Raw genomic sequence first — 17,383 nt, forward strand, 5'->3', positions numbered from 1 at the left:
GAGCCGGGGTACTCCATCACCCCGACCCGCCCGGCGGGTTTCCTCCGCATGCAACGCCTGTCTCACTCACGATCGCCCTCTCCCTCGCGCCAGCCCACGGGCCCGGGCGGGGCACACGGCACCACCCTGCCCAGCGCCAAACCCGACCTGCTCACGCGCTGGCGCTTCGATCCCGTCTGCCACACGGTGCTGGACGCCACGGGCCTGTCCATCAGTCCCGCGATCTTCAGCGGCCCCGCGGTGGCGGATTCGGACATTGCCCAACTCGCCAACGAAGCGCATCGCTACATCAGCACGCCCCCGCTGCTGTGCCCGCTGCGCTTCGACGCCAGCCGCCACGTGAAGCAGGAGCTGGACGGCCAGTGGGCGCCCGATGCCACCGCCATCTGCGCCGACCCCCGCCTCGACGCAGCCGACCAACGCGAGGTGTTCCGCTGGGCCCGGGCCCACGCCGCGCCCGCCGACGACGCGATCGCGCAACGGCGTTCCGAGCGGCTCCTGAACTGCCTCACCCTGGGCGGCGGCATGGTGTTCGCGGTGGTGATCTTCGTGGGCATCGTGGCGGCGCTGGGCCAGCACAACGACCGCGCGCCCGCAGGGCACTACCAGTTCATCAACCGGACCGAGGCGCAGGCGCTGCTCGACGAACTGCGCGCACTCGCACCCGACCACCGGCTCGCGAACGCCACGCTCGACAACTACGCCGACTGGTTCGACGCCCTGCCCGCAGACTGGCGCATGAAGGCGCCCCTGCACACCGTGGACGGCGCCTTCGCGCAGTGGATCGCCAACGCCGCGCCCGCCCTGGCCGACGTGCGCGAGGCCCTGTGGCTGCTGGCGCTGGGCATCGCCCTGCAGTTCGCGTGGCCGGGCTGAGCGCCGCGGCGCTCAGGCGCGCGCGATGAGCCGCGCCACCTCGGCCAGCGCCTGCTCGCGCTGTTCGGCGGGCGCCTCGCTGTCGGCCAGGTAGGCGCTCACCAGCAGCGGCGCGCGGCCGCGCGGCGGCCACACGATGCCCGCGTCGTTCGCGCTGCGGCCGGCGGTGCCGGTCTTCTCACCCACGCCCCAGTCGGGTGGCAGGCCCGCGCGCAGGCGCTTGCCGCCCGTGGTGTTGGCGCGCAGCCAGGCCGCGAGCTGCAGGCTGGCCTCGGTCGACAGCACATCGCCCAGCAAGAGCGTGCGCAGCGTGCGCGCCATGGCGCGCGGCGTGGTGCTGTCCAGGTCCTGCCCGGGCACCGGCCGGTTGAGCTCGGGCTCGGTGCGGTCCAGCCGCGTCACCGGGTCGCCGATGCGGCGCAGGAAGGCGGTGAGCGCGGCCGGCCCGCCCACGTTCGCGAGGATCAGGTTGGCCGCGGTGTTGTCGCTGGTGGTGATGGTGGCCTCGCACAGCTCGGCCAGCGTCAGGCCCTCGCCGCCCACATGGCGCTCGGTCACGGGCGACCAGCTCACGAGCTCGGCGCGGCCGTAGCGCACGCGCTGCGCGAGCGGGGCCAGGCCCTGGTCGGCGCGCGCGAGCACCAGCGCCGCGGCCAGGGTCTTGAACGAGCTCAGCATCATGAATCGCTCGTCGCTGCGGTGGCCCCATTCGCGGCCCGAGCCGCTGTCGATCACGTGCACGCCGAGTCGGCCCTGGGCGCGCGACTCGATCGCGCGCAGCGCGGCGGCGAGCACGTCGGTCTGCGCGAGCGCACCGGAGAGGGGAAACAGGGCGAAGGCGGTGGCGGCGATGGCGTGGCGGCGGTGCGGCATGGGCTGTTCCTGACAGCCCGCCATGCTAGCGCCGCCGCGTCTCAGCGTGCCAGGCCCGCGCGCTCCAGCATGACGCGCAGCAGCACGTCGGCGCCCGCGGTCACGTGCGCCGGGTCGGCGTCCTCGATCTCGTTGTGGCTGATGCCGTCCTTGCACGGGATGAACACCATGCCCGCCGGCGCCAGCCGCGCGGCGTAGATCGCGTCGTGACCCGCGCCCGAGATCGCGGGCATGTGCGAATGGCCCAGGGCCTGCGCGGCGCGGCGCACCGCGTCGATGCAGCCGGCGTCGAAGGGCTGCGCGGCGTAGCTGGAAACGGGCTCGATGCGGATCGACAGGCCGGTCTGCGCCTGCAGCCGCTCGGCCAGCGCGAACACCTCGGCCACCTGCTGGTCGACCAGGGCGTCGCTGGCGTTGCGCAGGTCGATCGAGAACTGCACCTGGCCCGGGATCACGTTGCGGCTGTTCGGGTGCACACGCACCATGCCCACGGTGCCGCGGCCATGCGGGCCGTGGCGCAGCGCGCTGGCCACCACTTCCTGCATGAGTTGCGTGGCCACCTGCAACGCGTCGCGGCGCAGGCCCATGGGCGTGGGGCCGGCGTGGGCCTCCATGCCGGTCACGGTGCAGTCGAACCAGCGGATGCCCAGCACGCCCTCGACCACGCCGATGGTCACGCCCGCGTCTTCGAGCACCGGGCCCTGCTCGATGTGCACCTCGAAGTACGAGCCGATCGGATGCGCCCCGGGCGCTTCGTCGCCAAGGTAGCCGATGGCCTCGAGCGCCTCGCGCACGCTGATGCCCTCGGCGTCCTTCGCGGCGTAGGCGTGTTCCAGGCTGAAGGCGCCCGCGAACACGCCCGAGCCCATCATCACGGGCACGAAGCGCGAGCCCTCCTCGTTGGTCCAGAACGCGACCTCGATCGGCGCCTCGGTCTGGATGCCGTGGTCGTTGAGCGTGCGCACCACCTCCAGGCCCGCGAGCACGCCGTAGTTGCCGTCGAACTTGCCGCCCGTGGGCTGGGTGTCGATGTGGCTGCCCGTCATCACGGGCGGCAGCGCGTTGTTGCGGCCCGCGCGGCGCATGAAGACGTTGCCGATGCGGTCCACCGTGACCGTGAGGCCGGCCTCGCGCGCCCACTGCACCACGCGGTCGCGGCCCTGGCGATCGAGCTCGCTGAGCGCCAGCCGGCACACGCCGCCTTTGGGCGTGGCGCCGATGGCAGCGAGGTCCATGAGCGATTGCCAGAGGCGTTGGCCGTTGGTGCGCAGGGTGTCGATGTCGAGGGCGGTGGCGGTCATGGGGTCAGGGCTTGTCGGGTTCGGTGGACGGCTCGCTGTAGCCGTCGAAGGGGGCGCGGCGCCGGCGCGCCGGCCCGGTGAGCGAGCGTTCGAGCTCCACCAGGTGCCGGCGCATCTCGGCCGCGGCCGGTGCGGCGCCCTGCCGGAGCGCGCCGATGAGATCGACGTGGCGGTGCGCCACGCAGACCTGGCCGCCGTGGCGCTTGAAGTGCGCCATGAGCAGCGAGGTGGTGGGCATGAGCCCGGTGAGCAGGCGCAGGTACACGGGGTTGCCGTGCATGCGCGCGAGCGCGTTGTGGAATTCGCCCGAGAGCCGGATCGCCTCGGGCCGGTCGCCGCGCTGGTCGGCCTCGAGCTCGTCGCGCGCCAGGGCTTCGAGCTCGGCCACCTGCGCGGGCGTGAGGCGCCCGCCCAGGCGGCGCGCCACCTCGCACTCCACCATGCGCCGCGCCTCGAACACGTGGCGCGCGTCGGCCTCGTCCGGCTGCGGCACGCGCGCGCCGCGGTTGTGCAGCAGTTCGATCACCTGGTCCTGCGCCAGCCGCTGCAGCGCCTGCCGCACCACCGTGCGCGAGACGCCGAACTCGGCCGCCATGGCCTCTTCGCGCAGGCGCTGGCCGGGCTCCAGGCGGTGCTCCATCACCGCGCGGTACACGGCCTGGTAGACCCGGTCGGTGGCGGTGGGCGCACCCGCCTCGGCCTCGGGGGCCAGGGCGGCGGTGGCGGCAGGCGGCAGTCGGGCGTTCACGTTCACGCCAGCGATGAAACCACACGTTCGGCCAGGCGCACCAGCGAGCGGTCGCTGCCCGCAGGGCCCAGCAGGGAAATGCCCAGCGGCGCATCGGCGCGGCGCGCCAGCGGCAGCGTGAGCTGCGCGAAGCCCGACAGGCCGGCCACGCAGAGCAGGCGGATGGCGCGGTTGCGGTAGTCCTCGAGCGCGGACTCGGGCTCGTCCACGCGCGGCGCGATGTCGGGCATGGTGGGCAGCAGCAGCACGCCGTCGCGCCCGAGCAGCGCCGCCAGGTGGGCGCGGAAGCGCTCGCGGAAGGCGCGCGCGCTCGCCGCCTGCGCGTCGGTGACCTGTGCGCTCCACGCGAAGCGCTCGGCCACGCCCGGGCCCAGCGGCGGCGCGAAGCGGCGGATGAAGCCGCCGTCGACCTGCCAGGCCTCGGCACCCTGCAGGTGGCGGAAGTGCCAGTACATGTCGTCGATGCCGTCGAGCACGGTCTTCACGGGCCGGGCCTTGCCCAGCACCGCTTCGATGGCGCGGCGCGCGGGCGCGAGCGCCTTGGCCGCGGCCGGCGTGGCCAGGGGCCAGAGGTCGCTGGGCGCGAGCAGGCGCACGGCCTCGGGCAGCGGCGCGGGGTCGTCGCCGAGCAGCACGTCGGCCACGCGCGCGAAGGTCGGCACGTCGCGCGCGAACCAGCCGCAGGTGTCGAAGCTGGGCGCGAGGTCGAGCGCGCCGTGCAGGCTCACGCGGCCGTGGGTGGGGCGCAGGCCGACCAGGCCGCAGTGGCTGGCGGGCGCGCGCACCGAGCCGCCGGTGTCGGTGCCGAGCGCGAAGTCGCACAGGCCGTGCGACACCGCCGCGGCCGAGCCCGAGGAGGAGCCGCCCGCGATGCGCTCGGGCGCGGCGCCGTTGACGGGCGCGCCGAAGTGCGCGTTGCGCCCGTTCATGGAAAAGGCGAGCTCGTCGGTGACGGTCTTGCCCACGAAGCGCGCGCCCGCGTCGAGCAGGCGCTGCACCGTGGGCGCGGTGGTGGTCTGCACGCCCAGCAGCGCCAGCAGCAGCGGCTGGCCGCCGCTGGTGGGGTAGCCGGCCACGTGGAACAGGTCTTTCACCCCGAAGCCCAGGCCCGCGAGCGGGCCGGTGGGCGCGTGCGGCACCGGCGCCGCGGGGTAGGGCATGAAGGCGTGGGCGGGGTCGTGGTGGACGTCGGTGTGGGGCATGGGGCGGTGCTCAGGCGGTGGCGACGGTGGCGGCGGTGGGGTGGCTGGCCTCGCTCACGAGCCAGCAGCGCGCGCGGTGGCCGGCGTCGATCCAGGTGCTGTCGGGGCGCGCGTCGAAGCAGCGCGCCTGCGCCTGCGGGCAGCGCTCGGCGAAGGCGCAGCCCGCGGGCAGCGCGGTGAGGTCGGGCGGCGAGCCGGCGATGGTCTGCAGCCGCGCGCCTTTCTCGAGCGCACCGTGCGCGCGGCTGCGCAGCAGCGCCTGGGTGTAGGGGTGGCGCGGCGCGCGCAGCAGCGTGGCGGCCGGGCCCTCTTCGACGATGCGGCCCGCGTACATCACGGCGATGCGGTCGGCCACCTCCACCGCGGCGCCGATGTCGTGCGTCACGAAGACCACCGACAGGCCGAGCTCGCGCTGCAGCTCGCGCAGCAGCAGCAGGATCTGGATCTGCACCGTGGCGTCGAGCGCGGTGGTGGGCTCGTCGGCCAGCAGCAGCTGCGGCTGGCAGGCCAGGGCCAGCGCGATCATGGCGCGCTGGCGCATGCCGCCCGACATCTCGTGCGGGTAGGCCTGCAGGCGGCGCTCGGGGCTGGGGATGCGCACGCGCTCGAACAGCTGCAGCGCGCGCCGCTGCGCCTCGGCCGCGCCCACGGGCTCGTGGCGGCGGATCGCTTCGGTGATCTGCCGGCCCACGGTGTAGACCGGGTCGAGCGCGAGCAGCGGCTCCTGGAAGATCATGGAGGCCACCTTGCCGCGGTAGTCGGCGAGCGCGCGCGGGCCCAGGCCCAGCACGTCGTGACCCGCGACGCGGATCCGGCCCTCGATGCGGGTGCGCGCGGGCGGGTGCAGGCGCAGCAGGCTGCGCAGCGTCACGCTCTTGCCCGAGCCCGATTCGCCGATCAGCGCCACCACCTCGCCGCGCCGCAAGCGCAGGTCGACCCCGCTCACCGCCTCGACCGGCTTTTTGCCGCCGGTGAAGGTGATGCGCAGGTCGCTCAGTTCGACGTGGGCGTCGTCGCCGTCGGGGGTGTTCATGCGGCCTCCAGCGAAACGAAGGGCGTGGCCACGGGCGCGGCCGGGGCCTGGGGGTGGCCGCTGCCGGCCACGTGCAGCCAGCACGCGGCCTGCTGGCCGTGCGGCGTGGCGAGCAGCTCGGGCATGTGCTGCGAGCACACCGGCGCGGCCTGGGCGCAGCGGGTGTGGAAGCGGCAGCCCGAGGGCGGGTTGATCGGGTTGGGCGGGTCGCCCGCCAGCGGCGGCGCCTCGGTGCGGCGGTCCGGGTCCATGGACGGCACCGAGGACAGCAGCGCGCGGGTGTAAGGGTGCGCGGGGTGCTCGAACAGCGCCTCGCTGTCGCCGATCTCCACCACCTGGCCCAGGTACATCACCATCACGCGGTCGCTCATGAAGCGCACCACGTTGAGGTCGTGGCTGATGAAGATGTAGGTCAGGCCGAACTCGGCCTTGAGGTCGAGCAGCAGGTTGAGCACCTGCGCCTCCACCGACTTGTCGAGCGCCGACACCGCCTCGTCGAGCAGGATCAGGCGCGACTGCAGCGCCAGCGCGCGCGCGATGTTCACGCGCTGGCGCTGGCCGCCCGAGAGCTCGTGCGGGTAGCGCTCGGCGAAGCGGCGCGGCTCCAGGCCCACGCGCGCGAGCAGGTCGCGCGCGCGCTCGATGGCCTCGCGCTTGCCCAGGCCGTGCACCTGCGGCGCGAAGGCGATCGATTGCTCCATGGTCAGGCGCGGGTTGAGCGAGGCGTAGCTGTCCTGGAACACCATCTGCGCCTGGCGCCGGAAGGCCTTGAGCGGCAACGCGCGCTCGCCCACGGTCTGGCCGTCGAACACGATCTCGCCCGCGTCGGGCGCGATGAGCTGCATCAGCAGCCGCGCGGTGGTCGATTTGCCGCAGCCCGACTCGCCGACCACGCCCAGGGTCTCGCCCTTGAGCACGTCGAAGTCGATGCCGTCGACCGCGCGCACCACGCCGCCGCCGCGGCCCAGCGCATCTTTCTTGAGCGGGAAATGCTTGACCAGGCCGCGCACGCTCAGGAGCGGCTGGGCCGGACCGCCGATGTCGGGGGTGCTCAAAGGCATGCGGACCTCCTCACTGCTTGATGTCCATGGCCGTGCGCAAGCCGTCGGCCAGGCCGTTGAAGGCGATCGAGGTGATGAAGATCATCACGCCCGGCAAGGCGGCCAGCCAGGGCTGCAGGTAGATGGCGGTGCGCAGGGTGTTGAGCATCAGGCCCCACTCGGGCTCGGGCGGCTTCACGCCCAGGCCCAGGAAGCTCAGGCCCGACGCCAGGATCATGCTCACCGCGATCAGGCTGGTGGCGTAGACGAACACCGGCCCGAGCACGTTGCCCAGCACGTGCACGCGCACGATGGTGAAGGCGTTGGCGCCCGAGGCGCGCGCCGCGTCCACGAACTCGCGGCCGCGGATCTGCGTGGTCACGCTCTCGGCCACGCGCGCGATCGGCGGGATGAACACGATGGTGAGCGAGATCAGCGAGTTGGTGATGCCCGCGCCCAGCGCACCCGACAGCGCGATGGCCAGCAGCACCGAGGGGAAGGCGTAGAACACGTCGATGGTGCGCATGAGCACCGTGTTGAGCGCGCCGCCCGCGTAGCCCGCGGTGATGCCGATGACCGAGCCCAGCACGAAGGCGCAGACCACCGGCGTGATGCCCATGAACAGCGACAGCCGTGCGCCCACCATGAGGCGCGAGAGCATGTCGCGGCCGAGCTCGTCGGTGCCCAGCGGGTGGCCCTCGAAGCCGATGGGCTTCAGGCGCTTGAGCATGCTGGCCTGGTAGGGGTCGGCCGGCGCGAGCCAGGGCCCGAAGACCGCCAGCAGCAGGAGCAGCAGCACCACCGCGGCGGCCGCCAGGGCCACCGGGTCGCGCAGGAAGCGCCGGCCCACCGTCTGCCAGTAGCCGGGGGACCGTTCGAAGGCGGCGGCCGCTGGGGCCGCGGCGGACAGGGCGATGTCGTTCATGCGGGGCTCCGGTCAGCGGGAAATGCGCGGGTCGAGCAGGGTCTGGATCACGTCGACCACCAGGTTGAGCACCACGAAGAACAGGGCGAGCACCAGGATGGTTCCCTGCAACAGCGGCAGGTCGCGCTGGAAGATCGCCGAGTTCAGCAGGAAGCCCGTGCCCGGCCACGAGAACACGGTCTCGATCAGGATCGAGCCGCCCAGCAGGTAGCCCAGCTGCAGGCCCATGACGGCGAGCGCGGTGGGCGCGGCGTTCTTCACCACGTGGCCGAACACGCCGAGGTCGGTCAGGCCCTTGGCGCGCAGGCCCACGATGAACTCCTGCGCCAGGATCTCGGCCACCAGCGCGCGCACGGTGCGCGCGATGATGCCCATGGGGATCACGCTCATGGTGATGGCGGGCAGGATCATGTGCTGCACGTGGGCCCAGTCCCAGGCCCAGTCGCTCGAGCCACCCGGGCCCGCGCCGCCCGGCGGCAGCCAGGCGAGCGTGGCCGAGAACACGATCACCATGAGCATGCCCAGCCAGTAGTGCGGCACGCTCACGCCCAGCACCGAGGTCAGCGAGGCCGCCTTGTCGAGCCAGGAGTTCTGGAAGTAGCCCGCGACGAAGCCGAACAGGCAGCCGAAGACGAAGCCGATCAGCGTGGCCAGCACCGCCAGCCGCAGCGTGTTGCCGACCGCGCGGAACACCTCTTCGGTGACCGCGCGGCCCGAGGCGATGGACGTGCCCAGATCGCCCTGCAGCGCGCGCCACACCCACGAGGCGAATTGCTCGGGGTAGGAGCGGTCGAAGCCGTAGAGCCGGATGAGCTGCTGCTGCAGCTCGGCCGAGGCGTCGGGCGGCAGGATGGACACCAGCGGATCGCCCGGCGACAGGTGCACCAGGGCGAAGCACACCAGCGCCACCCCCAGCATGATGGGCAGGGTGTAGACCACCCGGCGCAGCAGGAAGGCGATCATGGGCGGCGTCCGTCGGGGCTCAGTCCATCGAGACCGGGGCCAGGTCCACGAACCAGCTGCGCGGCTGGACGAAGCCCTTGATCTTGGTGCTCATGGCGCGCGGGCCCACGTCGTGCGCGATCCACACGAAGGGCGCTTCTTCGACGATGCGCGCGTGCAGCTTGGCCAGCGCCTCGTCGCGCTTCTTGTCGTCGAAGGTGGTGCGCGCGTCGGCGATCAGCTTGTCGAACTCGTCGTTGCCGAAGTAGCCCCAGTTGTTCGAGACCGGCGGGAAGGTCTTGGTGCTGGTGAAGCGCACCATGGCGAAGAACGGGTCCATGGCCGCATAGCTCACGTTGGTGGCGTGCGCGCCGTTGGCCGACGGGTCCTTCGCGCCCTTGCGCCAGTTGGTGAACAGGGTGTTCCACTCGATCACGTCGAACTCGACGTCGAAGTAGCACTGCTTGAGCGACTGCTGCACGAACTCGTTCATGGGCAGCGGCTGCATCTGGCCCGAGCCCGAGGCCGAAATCTGCACCTTGACCTTCACCGGCTTGGCGGCAGAGAAGCCGGCCTGGGTCATGAGGGCCTGGGCGGCCTTCACGTCGTACTTGATGTCGAACTTGGGGTTGCCCCACCAGGGGTGGCCCGGGGGCACGGTGCCCTTGGGCACGGCCATCATGCCGCCCAGCAGGGTCTTGAGGCCTTCGCGGTCCACGCACAGGTTGGCCGCGTGGCGCACGCGCTTGTCGAGCCAGGGCGAGCCTTCGGCGAACGAGAGCTGCCAGGGCCACACGTGCGGCTGCGCGTTGCTCTCGATCTTGAAGCCGCGCTGGCGGATCTGGGGCATCGCGTCGGGCGCGGGCGCCTCGATCCAGTCGACCTGGCCCGACAGCAGCGCCGCAGTGCGCGCGTTGGCCTCGGGCATGGGCAGCATCACCACGCGGTCGACCTTGGGCGTGCGCTTGGGGTCCCAGTAGGCCTTGTTGGCCACCACCTCGAGGCGCTCGCGCGGCACGAAGCGCGCCATCTTGAACGGGCCCGAGCCCGAGGCGTCGGCCGCGAACGCGGTCCAGGCGGCCTTGGCCTTGTCGGCCGGCGTCGCGCCTGGCGCGGCGTCGAACTTCTTCTGCCAGTGCGCGGGCGAGGCGATGAACAGGTTGGTGAGGTTGAGCGGCAGGAAGGCGTCGGGCTCGCTGGTGGTGAGCTCCACCGTGAGGTTGTCGATCTTGCGCGCGCTGCGCAGCGTGGGCATGCGCGAGGCGGTCACGCCGACCTGGCTGGCGTCGAAATGCACCGCGTCCTTGTCGAGCACCTTCTGCACGTTCCACACGATGGCGTCGGCCGTGAGGTCGGAGCCGTCGTGGAACTTCACGCCCGGGCGCAGCTTGAAGACCCACTTGGTCTTGTCCTTGTCGTCCACCTTCCACGAGGTGGCCAGGCCGGGCACCAGCACGCTGGGGGCGTCGGCCTTGGACAGGTCCCAGTGCGTGAGCGCGTCGTACATGGGAATGCCGGTGAAGCGGTTGCCCTCGAAGCCCTGGTCGGGCTGGCCCAGGGTGCGCGGGATGTCGGCCGCCGTCATGGCGATGCGCAGCACTTTTTCCTGCGCCAGGGCGCTGCCGCCGAAGGCCGCGAGACAGGCCGCAGCGGCCAGGGACAGGCCCAGGGAACGGGGGGCGAAACGGGAGGAAGCGGTGGTCCGGTTCATCGTGACTCCAGCAAGGGTCGTTGGGATGGGGCGTTGTGGTGCGCCGGGGGTTGGCAGGCTTTTTGTATGCAATCACCGTGCCACGCGGCGGCGCCCCGACGCGCAGCGCGAGCGCCCGTTTTGTATGCAAAACGCCCCGACATGGGGCCTGACCCGGCACTGAAATGAAGATCCTGCTGATCAACCCCAACACCTCGCGCGGCATGACCGAAGGCATCGCCGCGGCGGCGCGCGCGGTGGCCGCGCCGGGCACGCGGATCGTGGCCACGCAGCCCACGTTCGGTCCGGTGTCCATCGAGAGCCACTTCGACGAAGCCATCGCCGCGGCCGGCGTGGCCGAGCAGGTGCGCCTGGCCGCCGAGCCACCCGATGCGGTGGTGATCGCCTGCTTCGGCGACCCGGGGCTGGACGCCGCGCGCGAGGCCACGTCGGCGCCGGTGATCGGCATCGCCGAGGCCGCGTTCCAGGCCGCGGCCCTGCTGAGCACCGGCTTCTCGGTGGTGACCACCATGACGCGCACCTGCGTGATGGCCGAGCGGCTGCTGCAGCGCTACGGCATGCACCACGCCTGCCGCGGCGTGCACGGCACCGACGTGCCGGTGCTGGCGCTGGAAGACTGCAGCCCCGACACCCTGAACCAGCTGGAGGCGGCCGCGCGCACCGCCCTGGCGCGCGACCGCAGCGGCGCCATCGTGCTGGGCTGCGCGGGCATGGCGCCGCTGTGCCGCACGCTCGGCGAGCGCCTGGGCGTGCCCGTGGTCGACGGCGTGGCGGTGGCGGTGAAGTGGGCCGAGAGCCTGGTGTCGCTGGGCCTGCGCACCAGCGCGCACGGCGACTACGCGCCGCCGTTGCCCAAGCCCATGGCGGGCTGGGCGGGGACGCTGCGCTGGTGAAAGGACTGGCGCGGCTCAAGGAACCACTATGGAACCATAATGGTTTCATCCGCCACGGAGCACCGCCATGCCGACCAACCTGACCCTCAAAGGCATACCCGATGAGCTCTACGCGCAGCTCAAGAGCGCTGCCGAGCTGCACCACCGCAGCCTCAACAGCGAGGCCATCGCGTGCCTGGAAGGCGCTTTGCTGCCCCGCCGGCTGAGCGCCCAGGAGCGCGTCTCCCGGGCCCGCGCGCTGCGCGCTGGCCTCAAGCCGGGCGCGTTCAAACCGGCCGACATCGACACCGCCAAACGGCAGGGGCGCAAGTGATCGTCGTCGACACCAACGTCATCGCCTACCTCTACCTGCCTGGGCCCTATACCGCCGCGGCCGAGGCCTTGCTGCTGACCGATGGCGACTGGGCCGCGCCCGTCCTGTGGCGCAGCGAGTTGCGCAACATCCTCTCGACCTACCTGCGCAAATCCCTGTTGGCGCTCGAAGACGCCTACCGCATCCAGCGCGAAGCCGAAGCGCTGATGGCCGATCGCGAATACGAGGTGGACTCGCTCGATGTGCTGCAGCTTGCCCAAGCCAGTGGATGCAGCGCCTACGACTGCGAGTTCGTGGTGCTGGCCCGCCGCCTGGGCACAGCGCTGATCACCCGGGACGCCAAGCTGCGACAAGCCTTCGTCGACGACACCCGCGCGCTCGCGCGGATCTGAGCCCAGCCAGGCCGCTCAGGCCCGCACGCCCTTGCGGAACGCGGCCCAGCCGCGCGCGCGCAGTTCGCACGCGGGGCAGCTGCCGCAGCCCCAGCCCCAGTCGTGGCGGTGCTCGCGGTCGCCGAGGTAGCAGGTGTGGCTGTGCTCCACGATCAGGTCGATCAGCGCGTCGCCGCCGAGATCGCGCGCGAGCCGCCAGGTGTCGGCCTTGTCGATCCACATCAGCGGCGTGTCGACCAGGAAGCGCTGGTCCATGCCGAGCGAGAGCGCGAGCTGCATGGCCTTCATGGTGTCGTCGCGGCAGTCGGGGTAGCCCGAGAAATCGGTTTCGCACACGCCGGTGACGAGCGCGCTGAGGCCGCGCCGGTAGGCCAACGCCGCGGCCAGCGTGAGAAACAGCAGGTTGCGCCCCGGCACGAAGGTGTTGGGCAGGCCATTGGCCTGCATGCGGAATGCCATGTCGCGCGTGAGCGAGGTCTCCGACACCGAGCCCAGCACCGCGAGGTCGAGCACGTGGTCGGGACCGAGCTTGCGCACCCAGTCGGGGAACTGCGCGCGCAGGTGGTGCAGCACGTTCAGCCGCGCATCGAGTTCGACGTGGTGGCGCTGGCCGTAGTCGAAGCCGACGGTCTCGACATGGTCGTAGCGCTGCAGGGCGTGGGCGAGGCAGGTGGTGGAGTCCTGGCCGCCGGAGAAGAGGACGAGGGCGCGGGTGTGGCGTTGGGGGTCGGGCATGGGGCGATGTTAGAACGTTCGCCCCGCGCGAAGCCCCTCAGTGCATCAACCGCTCCGACCGCCGCGCCGCGTGGTCGCGGCTGGTGGCCAGCATGCGCAGCAGCGCGCGGTTGGCCTGGTCGAGCGTGATCTCGTGGCGGCGGCACACGGTCTCGAGGCGGTCGATGCGCGTGGGATCGCCCATGGCGCGCGCCACGTCGAGCAGCGGAAAGTACGGGCCGTCGCGGCGCAGCAGCGCGTCGGTGATGCGCGGGGGCAGCGGCAGGCGGTGCAGCAGGTCGGCCAGCGGCTGGTGCAGCAGCAGATCGAGCTGCGCGAGCGCGGCCGTGGTGTAGACCTCGGCGCGCAGCAGGTCGTCCGAGCCGCTCGCGAGCAGGTGGTGCGCCAGGCGCGAGCGCATCACCATGGCGTAGCGCACGGGCTGCAGGTCGGGGTCGGGTTCGAGCTCGGGCAGCTGCTCCACGAGCCATCGGCCGAGCTCGCGAAAGCCCAGCATCATGAGCGCGTGGCGCAGCGAGCCGATCTCGCGGTGCGCGCCGTAGGCGGCCGAGTTCACCAGCGAGAGGATGCGGTAGATCAGCACCGGGTCCTGGCGCACCAGGCGTTCCAGGTACTCGATCGAGCACTCTTCGTCGTCGATCACCGCGAGCACCTGCTCCACCACGCGGCGGTCGTAGCGCAGCGGGGCGTGGCGGTGGGCCTTCATGACGTCGGCCACGGGCCAGTCGAGCACGGCGGCGGCGCCGGCCTGGTCGAGCGCCTGCTGCACGCGGGCCTGGGTGTCCAGGCCTTCGAGCCATTGGCCCGGCAGCGGTTCGAGCCGGTCGAGCGGGTCCACGTGCAGCAGGTTGCGGTGGTCCACGCCCGGCGAGGGCTGGCCGCGCAGCGCGCCGAGCGCGCCGCTGCGCACGAGCTGGTGGCCGCGGCGCTGCGCGGCCGACAGGCGCGCCAGGGTTTCCTGGCCCTGGAACATCGCCGCCGGCACCTCGATCGAGGTGTTGCGCACCGGCGGGCACTGCAGGGCCTGCTGCAGCAGCCGCGGCGTCTGCAGCGACACCAGCAGCGGCGGCGCGCCCTCGGGCCAGTCGTCACCCACGGCCTGCAGCAGGTGCTGGGCGTCCACGCCTTCGGGGTGGATGGCGCGCACGTACAGGCGCACCCCGGCGAGTTCGCGCGCGCGGTTCCACAGCGGCGCATAGGCCATGGCGACGCTGTCGAGGACGGAATGCGCGTTGAGCATGCGGGCGGGAATCAGATCTGGTTGAACAGGGACAGGCGTTGCACCTGCGCGTACGACTTGATCGCAGCATCGAGCGCGAGCTGCTGCTTCTGGAAGTCGGAAATACCCTTGACGGGGTCGAGGTCGGTGAGCCGCGATTGCTCGGTCTCGAGGTCGACCACGCGGTCTTTCATGAGGGTTTCCTGCGAATCGGCGCGGTTGAGCCATTCGCCCACGCGGCCGCGCGCCAGCAGCACGCTGTCGAGCGAGCTTTCCATCTCGGTCATGGCGCGGCCCAGTTCCTGGGTGCGGAAGGTCTGCTCGCCCGGGCCGTTGTAGCGCAGCGCGGCGACGGCGTTCTCGATCACGCCGAAGACGCTGGTGGGCCCGGTGTTGGCGGCGAGGTCCACGCGGTCGCCCGCGTCGGGTTCGCCGGTCATGGAAAAGCTCAGGCCGTCGGCGTTGATGGTGGCGCCGCTCACGTAGGGCACGCCCACGTGGCCGGGCACCGGCGTGCCGGTGGTGGTGTTGGTCAGGGTGTATTGCGTGACGCCGGCGACCACCGCGAAATCGACGCGGTAGTTGTCGCCCGTGAGAGCGGCCGTGTTGGTCACCTCGCCCAGGCTGGTGGTGACCGAGCCGGTATTGCTCGTGGGCACGCTGAGCGTGAAGCTGCCGTTGCCCTGGGGCACACGCATCCAGATGGCGTTGCCGTCGAGCGTCTGCGGCAGGCTGTTGTCGCCGGGCGCGGGCTGGCCGCGCAGGCCCTGGAAGACCACGCCGTTGCCGCTGGGGCTGTACACGTCCACGAAGGGCACCGAGTTGCCGCCCAGGCCGCCGTAGAGCGTGCGGCCGCTGCTGTCGGTGCGGTTGGCCACGGTGATGAGCTGCTCGCGCAGGCCTTCGAGCTGGCGCGCGATGTCGGCGCGTTCGGCGTCGGTGTACGAGCCGTTGCCGGCCGACACCAGCAGCTCCTTCACCTTGATCATGAGCTCGCCCGATTCGGCCAGGCCCGACTCGGCCTGCTGCAGGCTGGTGCGCGAGGCGTTGAGCGCACGCAGATCGGCCTCGAGCCGCGAGGAGCGGTTGCGCGAGGCCTCGTTGAGCGTGGCGGCCACGGGGTCGTCGCTGGCCTTGAGCACCTGCTTGCCGGTGGACATGCGCTCCTGCTGGCGCGCCAGCTCGGTCTGGCGCATGCCAAGCTGCGCCACGGTGCGGTCGTACTGGTTGGAGGTGGCGATGCGAAAACTCATGATCAGCGGCCCACGGTTTGCAGCAGGCTGTCGAAGGTGCTCTGCGCGATCTGCAGGAATTTGGCCGAGGCCTGGTAGGCCTGCTGGAACTGCAGCAGGCGCGCGGCCTCTTCGTCGAGGTTGACACCGGCCACGTTGGCGCGCGCCTGTTCGGCGGTGGTGGCCACGTTGCTCGAGAAGGCGGCCGAGAACTGGGCGTTCTGCACCCGCGAGCCGACGTCGGAGAACAGGCTCACGTAGCCGTCGGACAAGGCCGTGCCCTCGAAGGTGGCCAGGCTGCGCAAGGCGAGCATGCCGTTGGCGTTGCCCGCGTTCTGAGCGATGGCACTCGAAGGCGCGGCGCCGATGGCGAAGCTGTCGCCCGCGGTGGGCGTGCCGCGCAGCGTGAGGCTCCAGCCGTTGAACTGCAGCGGCTGGCCCGGCGTGTATTTGTAGCTCGCGGGCGGGCCGGGGTTGTCGGGCGGCGGGTTGCCCGGGCCCAGGCCGGTGGCGCTGAAGGTGCCGTCGGCGTTGAAGGTGAGGGTGACCGGGTCGGTGAGGTTGGCCGAGGGCGCCCACGCGTAGAGCGATTCCACGCTCATGCCCGCGGAATTGCCGGTGCCGGGCGTGACCAGCACCGGGCTGGCCACGGCCAGGCTCGACGGCGCGGCGATGGCCACCTGCAGGTTGCGCGCCGCGCCCTCGTAGGGGCGGATGCGGAAGCTGTCGCCCACGGCGGCGGGGCCGGCGCCGATGCTGAAGCTCAGGCCGTCGATCTCGGCGGGCAGCGTGGCCAGCGCGGTGGTCGTGCCGTCGGACAGGCGCCGCACCGAGAAGCCCGTGGCCTCCACGCGCAGCTCGTAGTCGGACGCGATCAACGCCTGCGGGTTGCTGACCGTGGCGGCCGCGGTGGCGGCGCTCGCGTTGGTGGGCGCGGGCAGGCCCTGGGCCGGGCCGGTGGGCACGAAGAAGTTGCCGCCCATGTTGCCCGCCAGATCCACACCGAGCTGGTGCTGCTGGTTGATGAGCGAGGACGTGGCCAGCGCGATGCGGCCCACCTGGTTCTGGATCGCGCTCAGGTCGTCGTTGAGGAAGCGCAGCGTGCCCGCGAGCGCGCCGCTGCCCAGGGTGTTGGCGTCCAGCGGCGTGGCGAGCGCGCCCTGGGTGAACATGACGTTGATGCGCGAGGTGTCGAGCGGGTCGCGCTGCACCGCGAGCTTGCCGGTCTGCGTGCCCAGCACCAGCGGCTGGCTGCCGCCCAGGAAGACGTTGGCCGAGCCGCCCTCGCCCGGCACCACGCTGATCTGCGCGTACTGGCTCAGGTCGGCCAGCAGCTTGTCGCGCTGGTCGAACAGGTCGTTGGGCACGTGGCTGCCGCCCGCGGTCTCGATGATGCTGCGGTTGACGCCGGCGAGCTCGGTCGCAAGGCGGTTGATGGCGTCGACGTGCTCGCCCACCTGCTGCTGCGTGCTGTTGCGCAGCAGGTCGATCTGGCCCGCGGTGTCGCGCAGGCGCGCGGCAAAGGCGTCGGCGCGCGAGATCACCACCGAGCGCGCGGTGCTGTTGCTCGGCGAGGCCGACAGGTCGGCCCAGGCGTTGAGCATGTCGTTGAGCGCGCTGCCCAGGCCCTTGTCGCCCATGGGGAACAGGGCCTCGAGCTGCTCCAGGCGCTCCAGCCGCGCGGCGTCGCCGGCCGCGGTGGAAGCCGTGATGCGCGCCTCGCGCGTGAGGTGCGCGTTGTAGGCGCGGTCGACGGTGGCGATCTCCACGCCCTTGCCGAAGTAGCCGCCGCCGGTGGACTGGTAGCCCGCGTTCTGCAGCTGCACCGTCTGGCGCGAATAGCCTTCGGTGTTGACGTTGGCGATGTTGTGGCCGATGACCTGCAGCGCCGCCATGTTGGTGGTGAGCGCGCGGGTGGCGATGTTGAGCGATGACATGCGGAAGCTCC

General features: G+C 72.0%; 17 protein-coding genes. 4 read left to right on the top strand and 13 right to left on the bottom strand.

Annotation, left to right across the window (positions count from 1 at the left end):
• Positions 1-48 precede the first annotated feature (48 nt).
• Entirely contained in the window at positions 49-876 is an 828-nt protein-coding gene (locus WDZ95_RS05300; RefSeq protein WP_166230282.1) for a hypothetical protein, read from the top strand.
• Between the two features lie 12 nt (positions 877-888).
• Here the strand turns inward: WDZ95_RS05300 and bla are convergent, their stop codons facing one another.
• From bla to WDZ95_RS05345, 9 genes are read right to left on the bottom strand one after another with little or no spacing between them, the layout of a single operon-like run.
• Entirely contained in the window at positions 889-1,749 is an 861-nt protein-coding gene (gene bla / locus WDZ95_RS05305) for a class A beta-lactamase (RefSeq protein WP_425776730.1), read from the bottom strand.
• 41 nt (positions 1,750-1,790) lie between these two features.
• Complete coding sequence (locus tag WDZ95_RS05310; protein ID WP_166230278.1) at positions 1,791-3,050, bottom strand: Zn-dependent hydrolase; 1,260 nt, start codon at positions 3,048-3,050, stop codon at positions 1,791-1,793.
• A gap of 4 nt (positions 3,051-3,054) precedes the next feature.
• Positions 3,055-3,798, bottom strand: a complete 744-nt coding sequence (locus tag WDZ95_RS05315) for a GntR family transcriptional regulator (protein WP_425776731.1) — start codon at positions 3,796-3,798, stop codon at positions 3,055-3,057.
• Between the two features lie 2 nt (positions 3,799-3,800).
• Positions 3,801-5,000, bottom strand: coding sequence for an amidase (locus tag WDZ95_RS05320; protein ID WP_425776733.1), 1,200 nt, complete (start codon positions 4,998-5,000; stop codon positions 3,801-3,803).
• Positions 5,001-5,010: 10 nt separating this feature from the next.
• The gene (locus WDZ95_RS05325) at positions 5,011-6,033 is read right to left on the bottom strand and encodes an ABC transporter ATP-binding protein (RefSeq protein ID WP_425776735.1); all 1,023 of its coding nucleotides are present in this window, start codon (positions 6,031-6,033) and stop codon (positions 5,011-5,013) included.
• Positions 6,030-7,094, bottom strand: coding sequence for an ABC transporter ATP-binding protein (locus WDZ95_RS05330; RefSeq protein ID WP_166230272.1), 1,065 nt, complete (start codon positions 7,092-7,094; stop codon positions 6,030-6,032). Before WDZ95_RS05330 ends, WDZ95_RS05325 begins: the two co-directional genes overlap by 4 nt.
• Before the next feature lie 10 nt (positions 7,095-7,104).
• Positions 7,105-7,998, bottom strand: a complete 894-nt coding sequence (locus tag WDZ95_RS05335) for an ABC transporter permease (protein WP_166230270.1) — start codon at positions 7,996-7,998, stop codon at positions 7,105-7,107.
• A 12-nt stretch (positions 7,999-8,010) separates the two neighbouring features.
• Positions 8,011-8,961: an ABC transporter permease gene (locus WDZ95_RS05340; protein ID WP_425776738.1), complete on the bottom strand. Its 951-nt coding sequence runs from the start codon at positions 8,959-8,961 to the stop codon at positions 8,011-8,013.
• 19 nt (positions 8,962-8,980) lie between these two features.
• Complete coding sequence (locus WDZ95_RS05345; protein ID WP_425776740.1) at positions 8,981-10,651, bottom strand: ABC transporter substrate-binding protein; 1,671 nt, start codon at positions 10,649-10,651, stop codon at positions 8,981-8,983.
• 164 nt (positions 10,652-10,815) lie between these two features.
• Between WDZ95_RS05345 and WDZ95_RS05350 the strand changes: the two genes are divergently transcribed.
• The 3 genes from WDZ95_RS05350 (at position 10,816) to WDZ95_RS05360 (ending at position 12,249) form a co-directional block, all read left to right on the top strand.
• Positions 10,816-11,544 (top strand): aspartate/glutamate racemase family protein, encoded by a 729-nt coding sequence (locus tag WDZ95_RS05350; RefSeq protein WP_425776742.1) that lies wholly within the window; start codon positions 10,816-10,818, stop codon positions 11,542-11,544.
• 67 nt (positions 11,545-11,611) lie between these two features.
• Entirely contained in the window at positions 11,612-11,857 is a 246-nt protein-coding gene (locus WDZ95_RS05355) for a FitA-like ribbon-helix-helix domain-containing protein (protein ID WP_166230262.1), read from the top strand.
• Positions 11,854-12,249: a type II toxin-antitoxin system VapC family toxin gene (locus WDZ95_RS05360; RefSeq protein ID WP_425776744.1), complete on the top strand. Its 396-nt coding sequence runs from the start codon at positions 11,854-11,856 to the stop codon at positions 12,247-12,249. The genes WDZ95_RS05355 and WDZ95_RS05360 overlap by 4 nt, the downstream gene beginning before the upstream one ends.
• Before the next feature lie 15 nt (positions 12,250-12,264).
• On the opposite strand, the gene queC is transcribed toward WDZ95_RS05360, so the two are convergent.
• From queC to flgK, 4 genes are read right to left on the bottom strand one after another with little or no spacing between them, the layout of a single operon-like run.
• Positions 12,265-12,984: a 7-cyano-7-deazaguanine synthase QueC gene (queC, locus tag WDZ95_RS05365; RefSeq protein ID WP_425776746.1), complete on the bottom strand. Its 720-nt coding sequence runs from the start codon at positions 12,982-12,984 to the stop codon at positions 12,265-12,267.
• Positions 12,985-13,021: 37 nt separating this feature from the next.
• Positions 13,022-14,224 (bottom strand): HDOD domain-containing protein, encoded by a 1,203-nt coding sequence (locus tag WDZ95_RS05370; protein ID WP_166230256.1) that lies wholly within the window; start codon positions 14,222-14,224, stop codon positions 13,022-13,024.
• A gap of 11 nt (positions 14,225-14,235) precedes the next feature.
• A complete protein-coding gene (gene flgL / locus WDZ95_RS05375) occupies positions 14,236-15,456 on the bottom strand; it encodes a flagellar hook-associated protein FlgL (protein ID WP_425776748.1) in 1,221 nt (406 codons plus the stop codon).
• Between the two features lie 2 nt (positions 15,457-15,458).
• On the bottom strand, positions 15,459-17,372 hold the full coding sequence (gene flgK / locus WDZ95_RS05380; protein WP_425776750.1) for a flagellar hook-associated protein FlgK: 1,914 nt from the start codon (positions 17,370-17,372) through the stop codon (positions 15,459-15,461).
• Positions 17,373-17,383 lie beyond the last annotated feature (11 nt).

Origin of the sequence: Hydrogenophaga sp. T2 (assembly GCF_049843535.1) — a bacterium.
Lineage (GTDB): Bacteria > Pseudomonadota > Gammaproteobacteria > Burkholderiales > Burkholderiaceae_C > Hydrogenophaga > Hydrogenophaga crocea.

Coding starts and splice junctions, on each gene's coding strand:
- WDZ95_RS05300 (WP_166230282.1), top strand. CDS start 49: ATGCAACGCCTGTCTCACTCACGATCGCCCTCTCCCTCGCGCCAGCCC.
- bla (WP_425776730.1), bottom strand. CDS start 1,749: ATGCCGCACCGCCGCCACGCCATCGCCGCCACCGCCTTCGCCCTGTTT.
- WDZ95_RS05310 (WP_166230278.1), bottom strand. CDS start 3,050: ATGACCGCCACCGCCCTCGACATCGACACCCTGCGCACCAACGGCCAA.
- WDZ95_RS05320 (WP_425776733.1), bottom strand. CDS start 5,000: ATGCCCCACACCGACGTCCACCACGACCCCGCCCACGCCTTCATGCCC.
- WDZ95_RS05325 (WP_425776735.1), bottom strand. CDS start 6,033: ATGAACACCCCCGACGGCGACGACGCCCACGTCGAACTGAGCGACCTG.
- WDZ95_RS05330 (WP_166230272.1), bottom strand. CDS start 7,094: ATGCCTTTGAGCACCCCCGACATCGGCGGTCCGGCCCAGCCGCTCCTG.
- WDZ95_RS05335 (WP_166230270.1), bottom strand. CDS start 7,998: ATGAACGACATCGCCCTGTCCGCCGCGGCCCCAGCGGCCGCCGCCTTC.
- WDZ95_RS05340 (WP_425776738.1), bottom strand. CDS start 8,961: ATGATCGCCTTCCTGCTGCGCCGGGTGGTCTACACCCTGCCCATCATG.
- WDZ95_RS05345 (WP_425776740.1), bottom strand. CDS start 10,651: ATGAACCGGACCACCGCTTCCTCCCGTTTCGCCCCCCGTTCCCTGGGC.
- WDZ95_RS05350 (WP_425776742.1), top strand. CDS start 10,816: ATGAAGATCCTGCTGATCAACCCCAACACCTCGCGCGGCATGACCGAA.
- WDZ95_RS05355 (WP_166230262.1), top strand. CDS start 11,612: ATGCCGACCAACCTGACCCTCAAAGGCATACCCGATGAGCTCTACGCG.
- queC (WP_425776746.1), bottom strand. CDS start 12,984: ATGCCCGACCCCCAACGCCACACCCGCGCCCTCGTCCTCTTCTCCGGC.
- WDZ95_RS05370 (WP_166230256.1), bottom strand. CDS start 14,224: ATGCTCAACGCGCATTCCGTCCTCGACAGCGTCGCCATGGCCTATGCG.
- flgL (WP_425776748.1), bottom strand. CDS start 15,456: ATGAGTTTTCGCATCGCCACCTCCAACCAGTACGACCGCACCGTGGCG.
- flgK (WP_425776750.1), bottom strand. CDS start 17,372: ATGTCATCGCTCAACATCGCCACCCGCGCGCTCACCACCAACATGGCG.